General features: G+C 36.0%; 15 protein-coding genes and 1 other RNA gene. 14 read left to right on the forward strand and 2 right to left on the reverse strand.

Going from position 1 to position 18,866, the window contains the following annotated elements; genetic code table 11:
* Positions 1-5 precede the first annotated feature (5 nt).
* The 4 genes from smpB (at position 6) to MUN87_RS21840 (ending at position 5,331) form a co-directional block, all read left to right on the forward strand.
* A complete protein-coding gene (smpB, locus tag MUN87_RS21825; protein WP_244743949.1) occupies positions 6-470 on the forward strand; it encodes an SsrA-binding protein SmpB in 465 nt (154 codons plus the stop codon).
* A 130-nt stretch (positions 471-600) separates the two neighbouring features.
* Positions 601-940: a transfer-messenger RNA gene (gene ssrA / locus MUN87_RS21830) on the forward strand.
* Between the two features lie 676 nt (positions 941-1,616).
* Positions 1,617-3,521, forward strand: coding sequence for an McrB family protein (locus MUN87_RS21835; RefSeq protein ID WP_244743950.1), 1,905 nt, complete (start codon positions 1,617-1,619; stop codon positions 3,519-3,521).
* Positions 3,505-5,331 (forward strand): nuclease domain-containing protein, encoded by a 1,827-nt coding sequence (locus MUN87_RS21840; RefSeq protein ID WP_244743951.1) that lies wholly within the window; start codon positions 3,505-3,507, stop codon positions 5,329-5,331. The genes MUN87_RS21835 and MUN87_RS21840 overlap by 17 nt, the downstream gene beginning before the upstream one ends.
* Positions 5,332-5,617: 286 nt before the next feature.
* On the opposite strand, the gene MUN87_RS21845 is transcribed toward MUN87_RS21840, so the two are convergent.
* Positions 5,618-5,761 (reverse strand): hypothetical protein, encoded by a 144-nt coding sequence (locus MUN87_RS21845; protein ID WP_244743952.1) that lies wholly within the window; start codon positions 5,759-5,761, stop codon positions 5,618-5,620.
* A gap of 348 nt (positions 5,762-6,109) precedes the next feature.
* Between MUN87_RS21845 and MUN87_RS21850 the strand changes: the two genes are divergently transcribed.
* Positions 6,110-6,481, forward strand: a complete 372-nt coding sequence (locus tag MUN87_RS21850) for a mycothiol transferase (protein ID WP_244743953.1) — start codon at positions 6,110-6,112, stop codon at positions 6,479-6,481.
* Between the two features lie 417 nt (positions 6,482-6,898).
* Here the strand turns inward: MUN87_RS21850 and MUN87_RS21855 are convergent, their stop codons facing one another.
* On the reverse strand, positions 6,899-7,876 hold the full coding sequence (locus MUN87_RS21855) for an aldo/keto reductase (protein ID WP_244743954.1): 978 nt from the start codon (positions 7,874-7,876) through the stop codon (positions 6,899-6,901).
* A gap of 238 nt (positions 7,877-8,114) precedes the next feature.
* Here MUN87_RS21855 and MUN87_RS21860 point away from each other — a divergent pair, with 238 nt between their 5' ends.
* The 9 genes from MUN87_RS21860 (at position 8,115) to MUN87_RS21900 (ending at position 18,633) form a co-directional block, all read left to right on the forward strand.
* Complete coding sequence (locus tag MUN87_RS21860; protein ID WP_244743955.1) at positions 8,115-8,498, forward strand: MerR family transcriptional regulator; 384 nt, start codon at positions 8,115-8,117, stop codon at positions 8,496-8,498.
* A 43-nt stretch (positions 8,499-8,541) separates the two neighbouring features.
* The gene (locus MUN87_RS21865; protein WP_244743956.1) at positions 8,542-9,507 is read left to right on the forward strand and encodes an aldo/keto reductase; all 966 of its coding nucleotides are present in this window, start codon (positions 8,542-8,544) and stop codon (positions 9,505-9,507) included.
* 80 nt (positions 9,508-9,587) lie between these two features.
* Entirely contained in the window at positions 9,588-10,007 is a 420-nt protein-coding gene (locus tag MUN87_RS21870; protein ID WP_244743957.1) for a MerR family transcriptional regulator, read from the forward strand.
* 296 nt (positions 10,008-10,303) lie between these two features.
* A complete protein-coding gene (locus MUN87_RS21875) occupies positions 10,304-11,464 on the forward strand; it encodes an FAD-dependent oxidoreductase (RefSeq protein WP_244743958.1) in 1,161 nt (386 codons plus the stop codon).
* 55 nt (positions 11,465-11,519) lie between these two features.
* On the forward strand, positions 11,520-12,974 hold the full coding sequence (gene cls / locus MUN87_RS21880) for a cardiolipin synthase (protein ID WP_244743959.1): 1,455 nt from the start codon (positions 11,520-11,522) through the stop codon (positions 12,972-12,974).
* A gap of 174 nt (positions 12,975-13,148) precedes the next feature.
* Positions 13,149-14,711 (forward strand): glycoside hydrolase family 28 protein, encoded by a 1,563-nt coding sequence (locus MUN87_RS21885; protein ID WP_244743960.1) that lies wholly within the window; start codon positions 13,149-13,151, stop codon positions 14,709-14,711.
* A 513-nt stretch (positions 14,712-15,224) separates the two neighbouring features.
* Positions 15,225-16,511 (forward strand): extracellular solute-binding protein, encoded by a 1,287-nt coding sequence (locus MUN87_RS21890; protein WP_244743961.1) that lies wholly within the window; start codon positions 15,225-15,227, stop codon positions 16,509-16,511.
* Positions 16,512-16,549: 38 nt separating this feature from the next.
* Positions 16,550-17,077 carry a hypothetical protein gene (locus MUN87_RS21895; protein ID WP_244743962.1) on the forward strand — a complete coding sequence of 176 codons (528 nt, stop codon included), beginning with the start codon at positions 16,550-16,552 and terminating at the stop codon, positions 17,075-17,077.
* A gap of 14 nt (positions 17,078-17,091) precedes the next feature.
* Positions 17,092-18,633: a glycosyl hydrolase 115 family protein gene (locus MUN87_RS21900; RefSeq protein WP_244743963.1), complete on the forward strand. Its 1,542-nt coding sequence runs from the start codon at positions 17,092-17,094 to the stop codon at positions 18,631-18,633.
* Positions 18,634-18,866 lie beyond the last annotated feature (233 nt).

An 18,866-nucleotide genomic window follows, 5' to 3' on the forward strand; every position in this document is an offset into this window, starting at 1 on the left:
GGATTATGGCAAAAAAAGATGGAAGAGTAATTGCACAAAATAAAAAAGCAAATCATGACTATTTTATTGAGGATACCTTTGAAGCAGGAATTGTATTACAGGGAACGGAAATAAAATCAATCCGAGCAGGCAGAGTAAATCTGAAAGACAGTTTTGCGACTATTAAGCAAGGAGAAGCATATGTCAATAACATGCATATCTCTACTTATGAGCAAGGGAATCGGTATAACCATGAGCCGACAAGAGCACGTAAGCTGTTGCTTCACCGTAAGCAAATTGATCAGCTGATCGGTCAAAGCCAACAGGCAGGTTATTCTATCATTCCGCTTAAAGTATATATCAAGAATGGTTTTGCCAAAGTTTTGATCGGATTAGGTAAAGGGAAGAAGAAATTCGATAAGCGTGAGGACTTGAAACAAAAACAGGCGAAACGTGATATGGATCGAGCGATAAAAGATAGTATGAACTAAATATTCCCAGTTGTAATTCCTTGAATCTGAAAGAAATTGTGTTATAATAGTATAAATCGGCAGGACATCTATAATTTAATATGATGAGCAATTACGCTCTGTCCGTGTGCCCTTTTATATATGGGGACGTTACGGATTCGACAGGGATAGGTCGAGCTCAGGCTGCGCGTCGAGGTTACGACTCGTAAAACGTTAACGCCAATAATAACTGGCAAAGAAAACAATTACTCTTTAGCAGCTGCGTAAGCACTGCTGAAGGATCCTTCCTACCATCGCCCATGTGGTAGATTGAAGGGTCTCACTTATTAGTGGGCTACGCTATCATCCTCCGCCTGGGGAAGGATAGAAGAGACTAATCAGGCTAGCCACTCGGACGCCTGTTGGTAGGCAGAAGAGCTGGCGAAAGCGCAATATACCAACTATGCGTGTAGACGCCTGAGTGCCGATATCTCTGGACGTGGGTTCGATTAGTTAATAGTCGCCTCGTGTGGCAACACATGAGTGATAATTCGGCTTTATCGGTGAAATCTAAGTCACCTTATAGGTGATAAGGCAACACCGAGCGGTATGTGGAGGAATCCAACAGCCGTGTATCGACTTATAGGCTGCCAGCAAGGTAGTACTAGGATGCAAAATACTTGTTTATAACAAAATTTACATTTTGCATAATACGCCGAAGGGCCTGTGATTATCAGGTTCATGATATAGTCAGTGCCATGTCGAAAGCATGGAAGTGCACGTCCCACCGTCTCCACCAATACATAATTGGTGGTTTTTTTATTTGTGAATGTGGTATAAAGCATAAAACTTCCGTTTGGAAGCTTTATGCTTTATTTCTTTTTAGGAAGTTTTATGGTTGAGTTTAAATAATTTTTAGTAAAGAATTGAGAATCTACTTAGTACGAGTCGTTTTCATTCGACTGCTTAGAGGAAGGTGTTTAATGCAAAATACATGGGGATCTAAAATTTATAAAAGGTGCTGCTGGTACAAGAATTTTAGCTGGTGATATTAGAAATTGTTTAAAGTGAATAAGTGTGAATAGATATGTTTATTTTCCTTAATGCACCTTTTTTGTAGGTTCAAATAAGTGCTATAATACAATTAACAAACGAGTTTCTATACTAATTTATAAGGTGGAGAAATAGATGGAATTAAATGTGTATCTAGTGGGCGTATTAGCTCTTGAACCTAGCCTAAAGTCAATTTATCCGAATCTACAACCAGTTAGAGCAAGTAATACAGATTTTAATCAGTTTCAGTTTTTCTTAGAAATATTAAATACTGATGATATTCCTTCTGAACATCAGAATGTATTTAAGAATAAATTTGCATTAGGGAAAAGTATTCAAATTAAGTCATCAGAATGGACTAATATAGCCCAAAATAACTTTTTTAATGAGGATAAGTTTGCAGAATTTGCAGCGAATAAGCTTTTTATTTTTAAACCTTATTTGGAAGAAAATAATTTTGGTGAAAAGAATATAAAGGTTTCAAATAACACATTAAAAATAATTGATAAGCCAGGTGGAATTTATAATAAAGCACCAGGTAGCTTAATTACAGTACCAATATTTACAGATTACAATCAGTATAATTTTGAAAAAAGACTGCTCACATCGCAAGCTATAAGCAATTACGAATACTTAGATAGAATAACAACTTCTTGTATTGTTGCTGGAGATTACATATATGGAGAGTTTTCATACTTTGAAAAATTAAATGACGGTTGGCATGTAACTATAGATGATGAAGTAAAAAAATCACCTATTGATTTTGAAGCTTATCAAGATCATTTAGTTGTGGAGCAGCATGCGATTTATATTGATGACGAATTCTTTTTTGATGTAATACTAAATGAAGGCTTAAACAAACGTGGAATGAAAGTAACTTTAGATAAAGAAATTAAAACTAAAGTTATTGTAGATGATCATGAAAGTGATTTGGAGCAGGAAAGGTTTCCCGAAGAAGAATTTCTAAATAAGTTATTCAATAATTTGAAGGAGAAGGGCTTGGTCTTTGAAAAGAATCAAATTATAAACTTTCATACAGCTTTAAAAACTAGAAGACTAGTAATTTTAAGTGGTCCTTCAGGTACGGGTAAAACACAGTTAGTAGATCAGTATGCTAAAGCTTTAGGAATACAAAATAAAGGATTACAGCAATTTAAACTAATACCAGTAAAGCCTAGTTGGAAGGATGACACAGATTTAATAGGATTTTTAGATAATATTAATAATATTTACAGACCATCTGAATCAGGCCTAATTGATATATTAATAGAAGCTAAGAATAAGCCAAATAATGTCTACTTAGTTTGTTTTGATGAGATGAATTTAGCTAAAGTAGAGCATTATTTTTCACAATTTTTGAGTGTTTTAGAGTTAGAAGGACATGAAAGAAAAATTTCTTTATACAGTAAAAAGCTGGTTGGGCGTGTACTTAATGGAGAACAATATCCACATGAAATAATTATTTTACCCAATGTTTTATTTGTAGGAACTATCAATAATGATGAGACAACAGAGTCATTATCCGATAAAGTTTTAGATCGTGCTAACTTTATAGAATTCAGTATCCCAAATAATCATATTAATAATTGGATAAATTTAATGCAACAAGATAATCAAAGTGTCAATTCATTTAAACAAGATAATAAAGTTGTAGACAATCAAGATTATAATAATTGGACAAAAGATAAAGCTGAATTAGGATTAACATCAAGCGAAATACAAGTTTTAAATGATATAAACAGGCTTCTGACTAAGGAGGATACTTCGAAAGGAATCGGGTTCCGTGTGTTAGATCATATTAATTCGTATATGTTAAATGTACCTGAAAATCTTGATTTTGACCGCTCGGTAGCACTTGATTTACAAATAGCACAAAAGATTGTTCCTAAAATTAGAGGAACTGTTGATGAGTTAAAAGAGATTCTAATGAATGAAGAAGAAACTTTAATATCTATTCTAAATGAATCTAATTTCCCAATAACTACAGGTGCTCTTAATCGTAAGGTTCGGGAGTTGAATTTATATGGCTATACTTATTGATGATATAGAAAAGGTAGTGCCTTTTAAAATTGAATTTGTATCATATCTTAATACTGCTCGGGATATTAGATATTTAAAAGCTTTAGAAACGTTCACTACAAGTTCTAACCCAGTATTTATCGTTGATTTAGGGCTAAAAGAATATGATAATTTAGCTGTTAGATTTTCTTCTGATGATATAAGTGAAAAAGAAATTAGATTATATATGGATTGCTTTGATTTTATTGATGAAATTGAAGATGACGTAACCCTTGGTATCGAAAATGCAGGGTTTATAACACAGAATAAAGAAGTTTTCATTCACCGTCATTTTGATAACGATGTTGGCAGTCCTTTGATTCCCGGAGTGTACAAAATTAAAGTTGTATCGGGTGAAAGTGTATATTATAGTCAGATTTTAATTAATCCTAATAATCTGGAAATCGATGAACATTATCAAATGATTAAAGAAATTGAATCTAATGTAAAAGGACTGGCTAGAGATTGGGTGAGAAAAAATAAGTCACTAGAAATTCTAAAGGATTGTAGAGATATTGATCCAACATATTTAGATTATGCTTATCTAATTTTGAAAAATAAAGATCTTTTAAAGTATTCTATGGACATTGTTAAAAAGAATCCTTATACAAGTTTAATTAAAAACTATAGTGAAATACCCTTTTCTAAAAGTGGGAAATTAGATAGTAAGTCCATGAAGCTTAATCAGTTAAGGCATAGTGCAGCTTTGTATAATAGATATGTTTCGTCCAATGAAAAAATATATTCTTATAAAATGGATGAGGATTATGCAAATAAAGTTAACCAATATCTTGTAAAGACAATTGAGGATTTCTTATTTATTCTAAGAAAGTCCCTTATTGATATTTCGGATATTAAAAAATTTTTCAAAAATGAAATTGATGAATTGAATAGATATAATCGATATAAGACATTAGGTAGGGAATCAAGAATAAATAATAGAGAACAGCAATTATTAAATATAATTGAGTTTGAAAATAATATAATAGAGTTCCAAAATAATTTGCAGCATTTTAAAAATACGACCTTTTTAAAAAATGTTAAGCAAATTAATAACGTTAGGGTATCTCAGCAATTTATAAAAACACCTGGTTATAATAATTTTTATAGAGTAGCTTTGTTAGTTAACGGCCAATTGCAAAATCAAATTGAAGATCTTTATGACTATAATTGGAAATCCACTGAAGTTTTATATGAATATTGGTGTATGATTAAAATAGTTAAATGTCTTAAAGAGTTAGAATTCACACCAGTTAAAGGATGGTTTTTTGATAATTCAAATGAACATAAAAAGGTAACGATTCCTGCTATTCCAGATGGTACAAGTATTGTGTTCCAAAATGATAACTACTCCCTAAAGCTTATATTTAATGAAGCCATTGGAAAATCACCTGAAGTAGCCTTACGAGATGGCTGTCCTTATTGGATAAGGACAGAGAGAAATAAACCAGATTTCAGAATAGATGTATATAAAGATGGGGTTTTTCAAAAGACAATCATTTTAGATGCGAAGTATAGCTCTGCCGAAAGGTTTTGGAATAAAAAACATATAAATACTGCGAATAAAAGTAAAGTAGTAGAACAATTGAAGTTATACGCGAATAATATTTATAATATCCGTAATAGACGAGAAAATGTAGTAGAAGTTGTTATAGCACTATGTCCAACTTATATAAAAGCTTACGAAACTTTTGATAATGATGAAAATCATTCGATTGGTGTAGCTACTCTAAAGCCAGGCATAGAAAATATGATTTTCAAAGAAAAATTAGAAGAGTTTTTATACAGATAAAAAAGTAGAAATATTAATATCAAGTATTTAATAGCAAGCAGTAGAGTTACGCTTCTTCAAATTAGGAGAAGCTTTTATTTTATTAGGCCAATTATACCTGATCACGTAATCTGAGTTTTTCTAACATAGCTTGCTTTACTAGGCTTTAAAAATATCAGTGAATATAAAAGTTTTTTTTCTTCTTGAGAAAATGCCGTCAAGAAAAATTCAGCAAGATATACGTTGTAAAATTGGTCTAAAGAATTGCGTCTGATTTTAAACTTCTCTAATATTTCATTTTGATTATCTAAATTTGTTTAGGTAATAAATCCAAAATCCCCTTAAATACCTCCGACTTAGTATATGTTGTATCAATAATAGATGAACCGTTAACTAGCCAATCTAAAGAAATCCCTTGATTACAGCCATCAAATTGATCCAGTTGTGCCATCTTTTTGATCCACCTGTGACAAGGAAATGATCGATTTGTGACAAAGGTGGTCCAATCCACAGTGATATACACTTCTTAACCACAGCTTTAGCTGCTTGCCTTTGACCGCCGTGCCACTTCTTAGTTATCGCTGGAAGGGGTCGGGGCCCTGCCAGCGGAACTTAGAAGTGATTGTCCGTGGTACGCTATTGATACGAATGAGCCTCAAAGTCTTTATTTTTGCCATTCGCCATCAAAACCACTACCACGGACACAAACAAGGTCAAGGGTGGTGGCGGTTGGAAGTATGTATACTGGCTCCCACTTGGCAATGGTGGATCAAAATTATGTCCTAAGTGGGTCAAATACATGGCAGAGGTGGAGCTAACCTATGTCTTTCTTCATGCAAGATTTACAACATTAAATACGGTTAAAGGATTGACTGTTGAACAGTTGGATTATTTACCAATTAAGGAAGGTAACTCGATAGGTGCATTATTGCTACATATGGCTGCTGTCGAATTTGGATTTCAAATTGAATTATTTGATAAGAGAAATCCTAATAAACAAGAAAGTGAAGAATGGGGAGCTGTCTATCAACTTGGTGAATTAGGGAGAAAGAAGATTAAAGGTAACCCATTAGAGCTCTATATAGAGAAAATGGATTATGTAAAAAAAGGCTGTGTTGCAGAATGTGTCATTTTGATATATTTTATCTGCTTAGTAAAGCTACGAAAATAGGACCGGCAGGACGCGAAGTGGTTGGACAGAGCGGTATCCGAGCACATTAAATATCTCAATATTGTTTAATGCAAAGTAAAAGTTATGAATATTGTAATGGGATTAAGGCGTTGCAACTTTATACGGAGAAGTGAGCATGATACCCTTTTAAGTTAGCCAAGCCTTTATATAGCTGGCTTCTTGGCTAATCATTCATGCTCACAGAGGCTCCGTGTCAAGTTGCAACATTCTCACTTTCTGATTGCAATCTTCTAACAATCTGCTTTGCAAAACACAAATATGGATGCTCGGCTAGCAATGGCTAGTTGAAAAATCCATATTACAGGTAGTTGTATATCATTTATGTCGATTAGAACCGGGCGGGTTATGCCCGGTTTTTCTATAGAATTTTAGGACAGTTAATCACTTGCTGTTGCTTTATAGTGCACCTACTACTGGATGTGGTACATACGGTTCTTCTAAATAGGCTATATCTTCAGGTGTCAATGTAACAGTGAGTGCAGCTACGGCATCTTCTAGGTGAGACACTTTTGTTGCGCCGACAATAGGTGCAGATACTGGTTGTTTTTGTAATAACCAGGCAAGGGCAATTTGGACACGCGGGACATTGTATTTTCCTGCAATTTCAGCCACACGTTCAACTATTACTCTATCATGCTGTGCCGTAGGATCGTATTTTGATTTTTGTACATCATCTGTTTTAGAACGCTCGGTAGTTTCCTGCCAGTCACGAGTTAATCTTCCGGCTGCCAGAGGGCTATAAGGGATGACACCAATTTTTTCTTCTCTGCACAGAGGTAGCATCTCTCTTTCTTCCTCACGATAGATAAGATTTAAATGATCTTGCATGGAGACAAAGGAAGTCCAGCCATTCTTTTCAGCTATATGCTGTGCTTTTTGGAATTGCCAGGCGTACATAGCAGAAGCGCCTATGTATCTAGCTTTACCAGCCTTTACTACATCGTGTAATGCTTCCATCGTTTCTTCAATTGGAGTATGGTAATCCCAGCGATGTATTTGATATAGGTCAATGTAATCTGTTCCAAGACGCTGTAGACTTTTGTCAACCTCAGTCATAATCGCCTTCCGCGAAAGGCCGGAGCCATTAGGGCGATCATTGCCAAAGTGTACTTTTGTGGCAAGAACTATTTCATCCCGATTCGCGAAGTCGTTTAGCGCCTTTCCAACCACTTCTTCACTTGCTCCATTTGAATAAATGTTAGCGGTATCAAAGAAGTTAATGCCTAAATCTAACGCATGTTTTATAATTGGTCGACTTTCTTTTTCTTTCAGAACCCAAGGGTGAATCCATCTATCTGGATCACCAAACCCCATACAACCAAGACAAATTCGGGATACATCGAGACCAGTATTTCCTAGTTTTGTATATTGCATATTTGCTTCCTCCTTTTGTTTAATCTATTTTGATTATAGTGGCTGAAGTGTACTTCAAGTCAAGAAATTAATCTATTTTGTTATTGACTTAGAGTATACTCCAACCTTTACTATTAATATGACAAGATAACATAGGTGTAAATCCTATTGATAATTTTGGTCTCTCTATGTAGCTGGATTGTAAAAGAATGAAACATTATGAATTAACGATAAATAATCAAAGGAAGAAGTGACAAAAATGAATATGAAGGAAGCAAGTAATAGAACTAACGTTTCTGCTGATACCATACGTTATTACGAAAGAATAGGGTTAATCCCACCAATAAAACGAAATAAGAACGGAGTGCGTATGATTGATGAAGAGGATATACGCTGGATTGAATTTAGCCGTCAAATGAGGAGTGCAGGATTATCTATTGAAAGCTTAATCGAGTATTTAGCACTTTTTCGCTCCGGGGATGATACCATTTCTACGAGAGTCGAATTGCTGAAAGACCAGCGAGAAGAACTTCAATATCGAATGAATCAGATTAAAAACGCATTAGAACGGCTAGATTATAAAATTAATAATTATCAAAGTCATGTCGTACCAAAAGAAAAAGAGTTAAAAGATTTTAATTAAAGATTTTAGCCAACTGTATAAACGGAAAAGGAGGAAACAAGGCATGCAATGGAGAAAACTCGGAAATACGGAGCTAAACGTTTCCGCAATCGGTTTAGGGTGTATGGGAATGGACCATGCTTATGGCAAGCCAGCAGATCGCGGAGAAATGACTCGGTTAATTCGTAAAGCTGTTGAGTTAGGGTGTAATTTTTTTGATACAGCATTTATCTATGGTGAGTCCAATGAAGAGTTATTAGGTTATGCTCTGTCCCCTGTTAGAGATCAAGTCATCATCGCAACGAAATTTGGAATTATCGGTCAGGAAGTCATAGACGGAACACCTCAAAATATGTTAGATAGTAAACCGGAATCAATTAGAGAACAATTAGAGGGTTCGTTACGAAGGTTAAAAGTAAATTGTATAGATTTATATTATCAGCATCGTGTCGATCCAGACGTTCCGCCAGAAACCGTAGCAGAAACGATGAGTGAATTAATAAAAGAGGGGAAAATTAAAGCGTGGGGATTATCTAATGCCCCTATTGATTATATCAGACGAGCACATGCCGTTTGCCCTATAGCAGCAATTGAAAATCAATATTCGATGATGTGGCGTGAACCAGAAAAAGAGTTATTCGATGTTTGCGAGGAATTGAATATTGCCTTTGTAGCATACAGTCCATTAGGAAATGGATTTTTGAGTGGCAAATTCACGAAAGAAACAGAATATCAAGAGGGTGATTTTAGAAACTTCATGGGAAGATTCAGATCAGATGTTATCGATCATAATAAGGCGTTATTAGATGTAATTGCGGAAGTAGCTAAACAAAAAAATGCAACTTCTGCTCAAGTTGTCCTTGCGTGGGAATTAGCTCAAAAACCTTTCATCATTCCTATACCTGGAACTACGAAGATACACAGATTAGAGGAGAATTTAGCTGGTGCAAACATAGCATTATTACCTGCAGAATTGGAAAGTATAAACGATGCTTTAGCACAAATTGATATCGATGAAACGCACTTTTAAAGTAATGAGTAGCAATAGGATCGCTTTACAAATGCTATTAGGAACATATCCGTTACCGTTGACAAAGTGAGGTGGAAAGGGTGCAGTACAGAATTGGTGAGTTATCTAAAATAATAGGTATAAGTGAACATACTTTAAGGTATTACGAAAAAGAGGGACTGGTAGTACCTGAAAGAGACAACAACAATATTCGACGCTATTCAGAAGATAATAAGCTATGGGCTGAGTTCATCTTGCATATGAAAGAAACCGGAATGTCTTTAGAGGATTTAAAAAAATACACTGAATTATGGGAATCCGGAGAGGAAGGGATTCAAAGTATGTTAGAAATCCTGCTTAACCACCGGTCTAACGTATTGGAAAAGTTAGAAACATATAAAAGAAACTTAGAATTATTAAATACAAAGATCGAGTTTTACCAGAGTAGTATAGAGAAAAACAAAGCAGCGGATTTATATTCTAAGTTCGTTCATAAGAAAAATAATGAAAAAAATAACTGAACCATTTTTAATCATAAAAGATGAACGGTAAGTAGCTGCGACGACGTGAGTTAGAGTAAAATAGGAGTCGACACTGCGAAGGTGAACGAAATGAATATATTTTTGATTATAATTGATAGGAAGAAAAGCTGGATGCGTAACCTGTTGGTGTCATTCAGCTTTTCGTTATGTCTTAAAGTTTTTGTGCAATAATTGGATAACACCTTAGGAACATTTTATAATGGAGGAAGAAACACATGCTGCTGTTTCGACTTAGTAAACTAAATTCCTCGCAAGGATGAAGAGGTGATATGGATATGAAAGTACTGATAGTGGGCGGAGGGATTGCTGGCTTAACGTTGGCTTATTGGCTTCATAAGAATGGTAATTCGGTTCAAATAATTGAAAAATCCAATGAACTAAGAACGGAAGGGTATATGTTGGACTTTTTTGGACCAGGCTATGATGTTGCAGAGAGAATGGGGATAATCGGTCAACTAAGACAGATCCATTATCCAATTTCAGGTTTGACCTTCTTACATAAGGGAGGAAAGAAAAAATTCAACCTGCCTTATCCGTCTTTAATGAAATTACTTGATAATCGACACTTTAATTTTATGAGAGGGGATTTGGAACAGGTTTTATTCCATCTGATAAAAGGCAGTGTAACCTTTCAATTTGGTACATCGATAAATAAAGTTCAACAGGATAATGAGAAAGTGTATGTAACACTCAGCAATGGAAGGATCGAGACAGCGGATCTGCTGGTGGGTGCTGATGGAGTCAGGTCCCAAGTTCGTTCTATGGTGTTCGGTGAACCTCAAAGTTATATGAAACATTTAGGGTTTTATACAGCTTCATTTATTTTAGATGACACAAGTAAGTTTCAAGACTTAACAGATGCTTTTTATTCATTGTCTGCCCCGAATTTACAGGCTTCCGTATATCCAATTAGAGATGATCGGCTAGCGGCATTCTTTTTATATCGGTCTGATAAGAAGCCGAACCGTCTGTCAATGGATGATGCAAAACAGGAAGTAAAGACTATATTTAAGGATATGGGCTGGATCGTCCCCGAGTTACTGGAAAAGCTAGATGCTTCCACTGATTTTTATTTTGATGAAGTTTCGCAAGTGGAAATGCCGCAATGGAGCAAAAATAGAATCGTCCTTGTCGGCGATGCATGTCAAGCTGTTTCATTAGTGGCAGGTCAAGGTGCATCGCTGGCAATGACAGGAGGTTATGTGTTAGCTGACAATTTGCAAAAGAGCAACGATGTAAGGCACGCATTAACTAAATATGAGCAGGATCTAAAACCACAAATACGTAAGACACAAGAAGCAGGGAGAAAATTCGCAAATTATTTCCTTCCTGATACGTATTTTAGCATTTTCATTAGGGATATGACGATGCGACTAAGTGTTCTTCCTGTAATCAGAAAATTGGTGAACATGAATAGTGCTCGTATTCCAAACTAATAAGGTAATATAAAATCGTTAAAAGTGGAATATGTAACAAGAAAAGGAGATACCTATGGATACCAGTAGTATTATCACGCTCGTTGTTTCCACCATTACCGTATTTAATATCATTTTATCTGCAGGTGTTTTGTTTTTTGAAAGAAGAGATATTGGGTACACATGGGCTTGGCTGCTTGTCCTTTTATTTATCCCGCTATTAGGATTTGTCATCTATATATTTTTCGGTCGGAAGGTAAAACAGAAAAATTTCTACCATCTGACGGAAGAAGAGAAAGATTTTCTGCATTCCGAAGTAGATCAACAGCTTCAATTGATTAAGGAACAGAAGCAAAAGCGTTCCTCTTATTTTCTCAAATACGCTGACTTAATTCGCATGAATTTACGTTCTTCGAATGCTCTTATAACTACAGATAATGATATACACATTTATCATGATGGACAAGCAAAATTTGATGCATTGTTTCATGATATAAACAACGCTGCGAAAGAAATTAATATTCAATACTATATTATTCAACCTGATGCTTTAGGGAAAAAATTACGTGATTTATTAACAGAGAAAGCGAAGAGTGGTGTGAAAGTCAGATTATTATATGATGAAATCGGTTCAAAGAAAATTTCGCCTCATTTCTTTCAATCGTTGAGAGCGGTTGGTGGAGAAGTAGAGGTGTTTTTTCCTTCGGTAATCAGACCGGTCAATTTCCGTATTAACAACCGCAACCATCGTAAATTATGTATTATCGATGGCGAAGTTGCCTACATTGGTGGATTTAATATTGGTGATGAATATCTAGGTCACAACAAGAAATTTGGTTATTGGCGGGACACACACTTGCGGATTGCTGGTCACGCGGTCAACGATATTCAAGTAAGATTTTTTCTTGATTGGCGACAGGCGGCTAAACATAGGAAAGGGTCCTCTGATAACTTTTTATTTAATCAGGCTACAGCAAAAGGCGATATTCCAGTGCAAATCGTTTCCAGTGGTCCCAATTCCAGAACCGAGCATTTAAAAAACATGTATATCAAATTGATTCAAGGTGCAAAAGAAACAGTTGTTATTCAAACCCCTTATTTCATTCCCGATAACAGTTTTATGGATGCTTGTAAGATGGCACTTCTATCTGGTATTGACCTGCAAATTATGATTCCAAATAAGCCAGACCATGTCTTTGTATACTGGGCAACGTGGGCACATGCTGCAGAATTATTGGATTATGGAGCGGAAATTTTGTTGTATGAGAAAGGTTTTCTACACGCTAAGACTATCGTAGTAGATCAGGAAGTAGCGTCCGTTGGAACGATGAATATTGATTCGAGAAGCTTCCGGTTGAATTTTGAAGTCAATGCCATTGTATACCAGCAAAAAATTGCAAAGCAGCTATATGATATGTTTCAGGAAGACCGTACATACTGCTCAGCGTTAACGATTGACAGATATAAGAAAAGATCTGCTATTGTTAAAATAAAAGAAGGTGTTTCGAGGCTCTTATCCCCGATATTATAGTACTGAATGTTATCTTTTCTTCATGGTGAGCATTATTTGTCTGCTATTTATTGAATGTATACTGATTTTTTATCGTTTTAGCTATGAACTTTTGATATCCTTTAGTCATAAAGCGTTTTCAATATTGTTGTATTTGTAATATTTTACAAAAACAGCTCTGAAAGGATGTCTAAAATGGATCAATTAAGTAACCGTAAAGATGAAATTCCGCGTAATCTGATATCACCACCCGCATCCCAAACAGAATCAAGTATTGCGCTTGTTTGGGACAAGCCAGAGGTAAAAACCGAAATCAGTTATTATCAAATTTATAGGAATGCTGAACTACTTAGTACCAGCCGAAGTACTGATTATACAGTCATTGATCTTCTTCCTGATCAGCAATATGAGTTTTATATCAAAACTGTTTTTAAGAATGGTAACATATCTGCAAAAAGTAAAACGATCAAAATCGATACAAAACCGGACAGTATTTGCTATGATATTACCTCTTTTGGTGCTAAAGGAGATGGAAAGACATTAAATACAGAAGCCATTCAACGAGCAATAGATGCATGCTGTGAAGGTGGTAAAGTATATATTCCTCAAGGAGTATTTGTATCAGGCGCGATATTTCTTAAGAGCAACATGACCCTCTATGTTGAAAAAGGAGGAGAATTACTAGGAAGCAGTGACACCGCAAATTATCCTTTAATAACGTATCGATGGGAAGGGAGAGAAACTCTTTGTTATGCAAGTTTAATTAATACGAACGTTGATGGTGATGAGAGGTTAGAATCTGTTGTAATTGAGGGCCAGGGAACCATTAACGCTAATGGCAGTGCGTTACGTAAAAAAGAAATTAGTGAAGAAAAAGGTAAACCTGGCCGAGCAGTATGCATTCGGAACACAGATTATTTTTACATGAAGGATATTACAGTCAGACAATCACCTGCATGGTGTGTTCATTTTATTTATTGCAATCACGGTAGTGTTAATAATGTGAAAGTTCATACCAAAACAGATGAGAATGGTAAGAAATACGAAGGAATAGCCAATGGAGATGGTCTAAATCCAGATTCATGCAGTGATATGTATATTTTTCATTCCATGATAGCAAGTCAAGATGATTGTATTGCAATAAAATCTGGAAGAGATCAAGAAGGAAGACAGGTTAATATACCTTCTGAAAACATTCGAGTTACAAATTGCAGATTCGAGAGCGGCTTCGGAGTTGCAGTAGGAAGTGAAATGTCTGGCAGCGTGAGGAATGTATTGGTACAAGACTGTCAATTTAATGATGTGTATAGTGTGGGCAGTATTAAAGCGCCTAGAGGTAGAGGGGGTATCGTCGAAAATATTAGATATGAGGATATTACATTTAAGAATCAGGATACTTCTCTATCTGATTGCAAATGGTTCAGAGGCGCGATTTACATTGACCAATATTACAGTCATGATTCGTTTGATGTGAATGAAGAAGTTCCATTTACTGATGATACGTCTATCATAAGAAACATATTATTTAAGAATATTACCTTGGATACGGAAACCGGAAATGCAATTTATTTAACAGGATTACCGGAAAGCCCGCTAGAAAACGTCCAACTGATCAATGTTCATGCAATTGGGAAGTTTGGATGTAAAGCAAATAACATTAACAGCTTAGTATTAGATGCCGTGTCAGTAGAATCAAGAGAAGATGAGAAGTTTATGTTCAATAATGTCGCTGTAAAAAAAGGAACAGTAACATCGTAAATGGTGGGAATTATAAATTTGCATTCTTCTGTATTTTAGGATCCTTCATGAACTATTAATGAGGGATCCTATTTTATGAGGTAAGAAAATTTTAACTTTTTGTCCCGTTTTCTTAAATGAACAGCCAAGTCCACGCAGCCGCCCAGAAACTAGGTAACTTCCTGCATCGCTTTACGATAAAGAAGATGAAGTTGAGTTCGTGTAATATGGATTGTGTAAAGTGGAATTGTATGACAACGTGGTTATTTTGAAATGGTATATGTGCTTAGCAAAGCTCCGGAAATAGGCCCCGCAGGACGCGAAGTGGTTGGACGGAGCGTATCCCAGCACATTAAATAGCTCAATATGGCTGCTTGACTAGCGATGGCTGACATAATCCAAATTATAGGTAGTTGTATATGAATCAATCTGTTATTTATCTATTTTTCTCTGATATTTGTATGTTAGTTATAGCTAACAATCTGATATGCTATGAGGTAATCGCTTACAGATTTTTCTTAGGAGGATATTGGATTGAAAAAGTCATCATTCATACTGTTAACAGCTTTATCTGCAAGTTTGTTGACAGCATGTGGGAATATCGATGAACAGCAGAGCTCGGTTTCGAACAAGGAAGAAGAAGTAATCATTAAAATAGCCTGGTGGGGTGAACAAAACAGAACAGATTATACGTTAGAGGTAATCGAGTTATTTGAAGAGAAACATCCAGGTGTTCATGTAGAAGCAGAATATGCAGGATGGTCTGATTATTGGAGAAGACTTGCGCCACAGGCAGCTGCTAACGAATTACCAGATATTATTCAGATGGATCTATCCTATTTAACGCAATATGCTGAAAGTAATCAGATTGCAGATTTATCGCCATACATAGGTAAACAGATTAATATAGATCATATTTCAGACAATGCAGTTTCTGGTGGGAAAATCAACGGTGGTATTTTTGGGTTTAACTTAGGCTATACAACCTCTGCCTATTATTATAATGCTTCTATTCTTGAGGAAATAGGTGTAGATCGTATACCTGTTGAATGGACATGGAAGGAATACAAGGATTTCTCTGTTAAAGCGGCAGAAGCAGGTTACGCAACTGGTGAAGGAGTAGGAGAAACGCAGGTGTTATTTGATTATTATTTACGAACAAAAGGTGCGAAATTGTTTGCCACTGGTGGCAGTGAATTGGGATATGAGGATGATCAATTTTTTATTGATTTTTATGCCATGCAAAAACAATTAATTGAAATTGGCGCAGCGCCGACTCCTGATCAAACAGCTCAGCGAACGGGACCTGAAGAAGATCCATTAGGAAATGGGGAATCATTTGGAGGAGTTGGTTGGGCTGCGCAATTTCAAGCTGTTCAACAGCATGCAGAGGATAGGTTGGATTTGCATGTGCCACCTGTAGATGAGGATGGAACAAATGGTTTATATTTAAAACCTAGTATGTTCTTCTCCATCGCTAAACAGTCAGAACATAAAGAATTAGCAGCAGAATTTATTAACTTTTTTGTCAATAATGAACAAGCGAATGAACTCATTTTAGCAGATCGTGGAATTCCTGTTTCTTCAGAGATTAAACAGCTCTTAAGGGAAAAAGTACCAGAAGCACAAGCTGAGGTGTTTGATTACATCAGTTGGGCAGAGCATAATAGTCAGCCAATGGGCGGAGCTGATCCAGCGTTTGCTAATGAAGTGATTGAAGTATTACAGCATCTAGCGGAACAAATTGTGTATGGGCAAAAAACAGTAGAGGACGCAGCAAAAGAATTTAGAATTAAAGCGGAATCTATCTTAAGTCAATAATCGACTGAAATAAAAAATGTAAAAAAGGTGGGAAAAGCATGAAACAGAATGAACAGGTGGAAATAACAAGTAAATTAAAGGTTTGTTTATCCGAGGAGTCATTTCCTTCTGCAGTCAACTATGTGTTGGAAATGTTCGCTCGTGATGCAGAAAAAGTATTAAACACTCGCCCCATATATACAACGGAAGCAGAAGCTGATATTGTCGTCAGGTGGGCAGCGGCTGACGATGAGTGTCCTGATTGGGAAGAAGCGTATTGCTATCGGTTTAAGAAGCTTAATGAGCAAAGGCAGTTACATATCATCGCACATGATGAATTAGGATTGGTCTATGGATTATTGTCATTTACCGAGAAATATTTTGGTATTGACCCTTTCTGGTATTGGGCGGATCTGCCTATCCAGCAACAAGAAGCCATTTTGATAAATATAGAAGATTATAATTCTCGTAAACCTAAAGTGAAATATCGAGGCTGGTTCGTGAATGATGAAGTCAGTTTAATAGGATGGACGGAACAGTACCCCCACCGAAGGAAGTCTGGTATCCGGTTTTTGAAGCTTTGTTAAGATGTGGTGGAAATATGGTAATTCCGGGAACTGATTTACCTAAAGAAGGTATTCATGCTTCTTTGGCGCATGAAATGGGGCTATGGGTAAGTCATCATCACGCAGAACCGCTGGGAGCAGAAATGTTCTTAAGGGCTTATCCCGGAAAACAAGCCAGTTACCTTACGAATCCGGATCTGTTTGAAAAACTATGGAGAGATGCTATAGAAAAGCAAAAAGATGAGAAAATACTTTGGGTATTAGCATTCAGAGGTCAAGGTGATGCGCCGTTCTGGACACAGGACCCGCAATTTGATACCAATGAAAAAAGAGGCGAGATGATAAGCAAGGTGATACAGAGGCAGTATGATATGATCCATTCTCAAGTAGAAAATCCAATTTGTACAATTGCTTTATATGGTGAAATTGCAGAATTATATAAAGAAGGACATATTTACTTACCAGATGATGTGATCAAAATGTGGGCAGATAATGGTTACGGAAAGATGGTTTCCCGCAGACAAGGTATAGAAAATGCACGCGTGCCATCGCTGCCTGAACCAAATGAACAGGGGAAAAACGGTATTTATTATCATGTTACATTTCATGACCTGCAAGCATCCAGTCATCTCACTATGCTCGCTGTACACCCGGAAACAGTTGAAAGTGAATTGAAAAAAATAGCGAATGCCAATGCAATGGACTATTTATTAGTGAACGCAGGAAATATTCGCCCCCATTTATATTATTTAGATATGCTTCGGATTTTCTGGCAGGAAGGAGAGGTCCGTTACAGAGAAGTGTTATCTTGTTTTGTAAAGCGAATGTTTGGGAGTAAACATGAGGAAATCAGTGACTTATACGTACGCTATTTTCAAAATATGATTCAATATGATCAATATGAAGACACTAAAGCAGGGGAGGAATTTTATCATCATCCAGCCAGAATGATCATCGGACACTGGCTTCAAAGCTTTGGAAATGAGACATCCGAGTCTTTAACATGGGCTACTGGTGACATACCCTTCCCTGATCAGGTCGATTACTTTTACAATAAATCTCGATCAATGCTTTCTAATTGGCAAGAATGGCTTGAAAAATATAAAGAAGTGGAGACCCATCTGCATGAGGAGGATCAAGTTCGCTTAAAGGACCATCTTTTTTTTCATGCCAACCTTCATTATACAGGAAGTTTAGGTTTGAAATCGTTATGTGAATCCTATAAGCATTTTGAGCAAAATCACTATCCAGAAGCTTTTGTAAAGGCTACACACAGTCTGTGGCATTATCAGGAAAGTTTGCAAACTTTAAGAGACGCTGAGCATGATAAATGGCGCCATTTTTACCGAGCTGACTGGCTGACAAATGTTGAAAATACACTTTACAATGTGGATACTCTCCGTCGTTTTATCAGAATGCATGGGGATAATCCAGACTTTTTTCTCTGGTATAAAGAGTACATTATGCCTGAGACTGAAAAATACATTTATCTTGAGAATACGCATCGTGAACCTTTGTCAGATGATAAGCTTACAGAGCTCTTACAGGAAAAATTTAAGTTATCGTACGAAGGATAACTGTAATGGACAAAAAAACCTTCGATAATATGCTATATTTTAGTCGATGTCACGCGGAGGTGTTTTTTTCGCTCTATAAATTAATGTAACGATAGTAATTCTAACTAAAATAAAACGTTTACATAATGTCTAGTTTTTAGTTATAAATATCTGATTTGTCTATCATTACTTAAGCATACTATCTGATATGATTAATTACGTAATCGTTTTCATTATCAAAAGGGGAGGAAAGA

The sequence above is a fragment of the Gracilibacillus salinarum genome, assembly GCF_022919575.1.
In the GTDB taxonomy this organism is placed as follows: Bacteria; Bacillota; Bacilli; order Bacillales; family Amphibacillaceae; genus Gracilibacillus; species Gracilibacillus salinarum.

Bases quoted from the DNA above. Each gene is read 5' to 3' on its own strand.
- MUN87_RS21895 (WP_244743962.1), top strand. From the start codon at position 16,550: ATGAAACAGAATGAACAGGTGGAAATAACAAGTAAATTAAAGGTTTGT.
- MUN87_RS21855 (WP_244743954.1), bottom strand. From the start codon at position 7,876: ATGCAATATACAAAACTAGGAAATACTGGTCTCGATGTATCCCGAATT.
- MUN87_RS21900 (WP_244743963.1), top strand. From the start codon at position 17,092: ATGGTAATTCCGGGAACTGATTTACCTAAAGAAGGTATTCATGCTTCT.
- cls (WP_244743959.1), top strand. From the start codon at position 11,520: ATGGATACCAGTAGTATTATCACGCTCGTTGTTTCCACCATTACCGTA.
- MUN87_RS21840 (WP_244743951.1), top strand. From the start codon at position 3,505: ATGGCTATACTTATTGATGATATAGAAAAGGTAGTGCCTTTTAAAATT.
- MUN87_RS21860 (WP_244743955.1), top strand. From the start codon at position 8,115: ATGAATATGAAGGAAGCAAGTAATAGAACTAACGTTTCTGCTGATACC.
- MUN87_RS21835 (WP_244743950.1), top strand. From the start codon at position 1,617: ATGGAATTAAATGTGTATCTAGTGGGCGTATTAGCTCTTGAACCTAGC.
- MUN87_RS21885 (WP_244743960.1), top strand. From the start codon at position 13,149: ATGGATCAATTAAGTAACCGTAAAGATGAAATTCCGCGTAATCTGATA.
- smpB (WP_244743949.1), top strand. From the start codon at position 6: ATGGCAAAAAAAGATGGAAGAGTAATTGCACAAAATAAAAAAGCAAAT.
- MUN87_RS21875 (WP_244743958.1), top strand. From the start codon at position 10,304: ATGAAAGTACTGATAGTGGGCGGAGGGATTGCTGGCTTAACGTTGGCT.
- MUN87_RS21845 (WP_244743952.1), bottom strand. From the start codon at position 5,761: ATGGCACAACTGGATCAATTTGATGGCTGTAATCAAGGGATTTCTTTA.
- MUN87_RS21850 (WP_244743953.1), top strand. From the start codon at position 6,110: ATGGCAGAGGTGGAGCTAACCTATGTCTTTCTTCATGCAAGATTTACA.
- MUN87_RS21865 (WP_244743956.1), top strand. From the start codon at position 8,542: ATGCAATGGAGAAAACTCGGAAATACGGAGCTAAACGTTTCCGCAATC.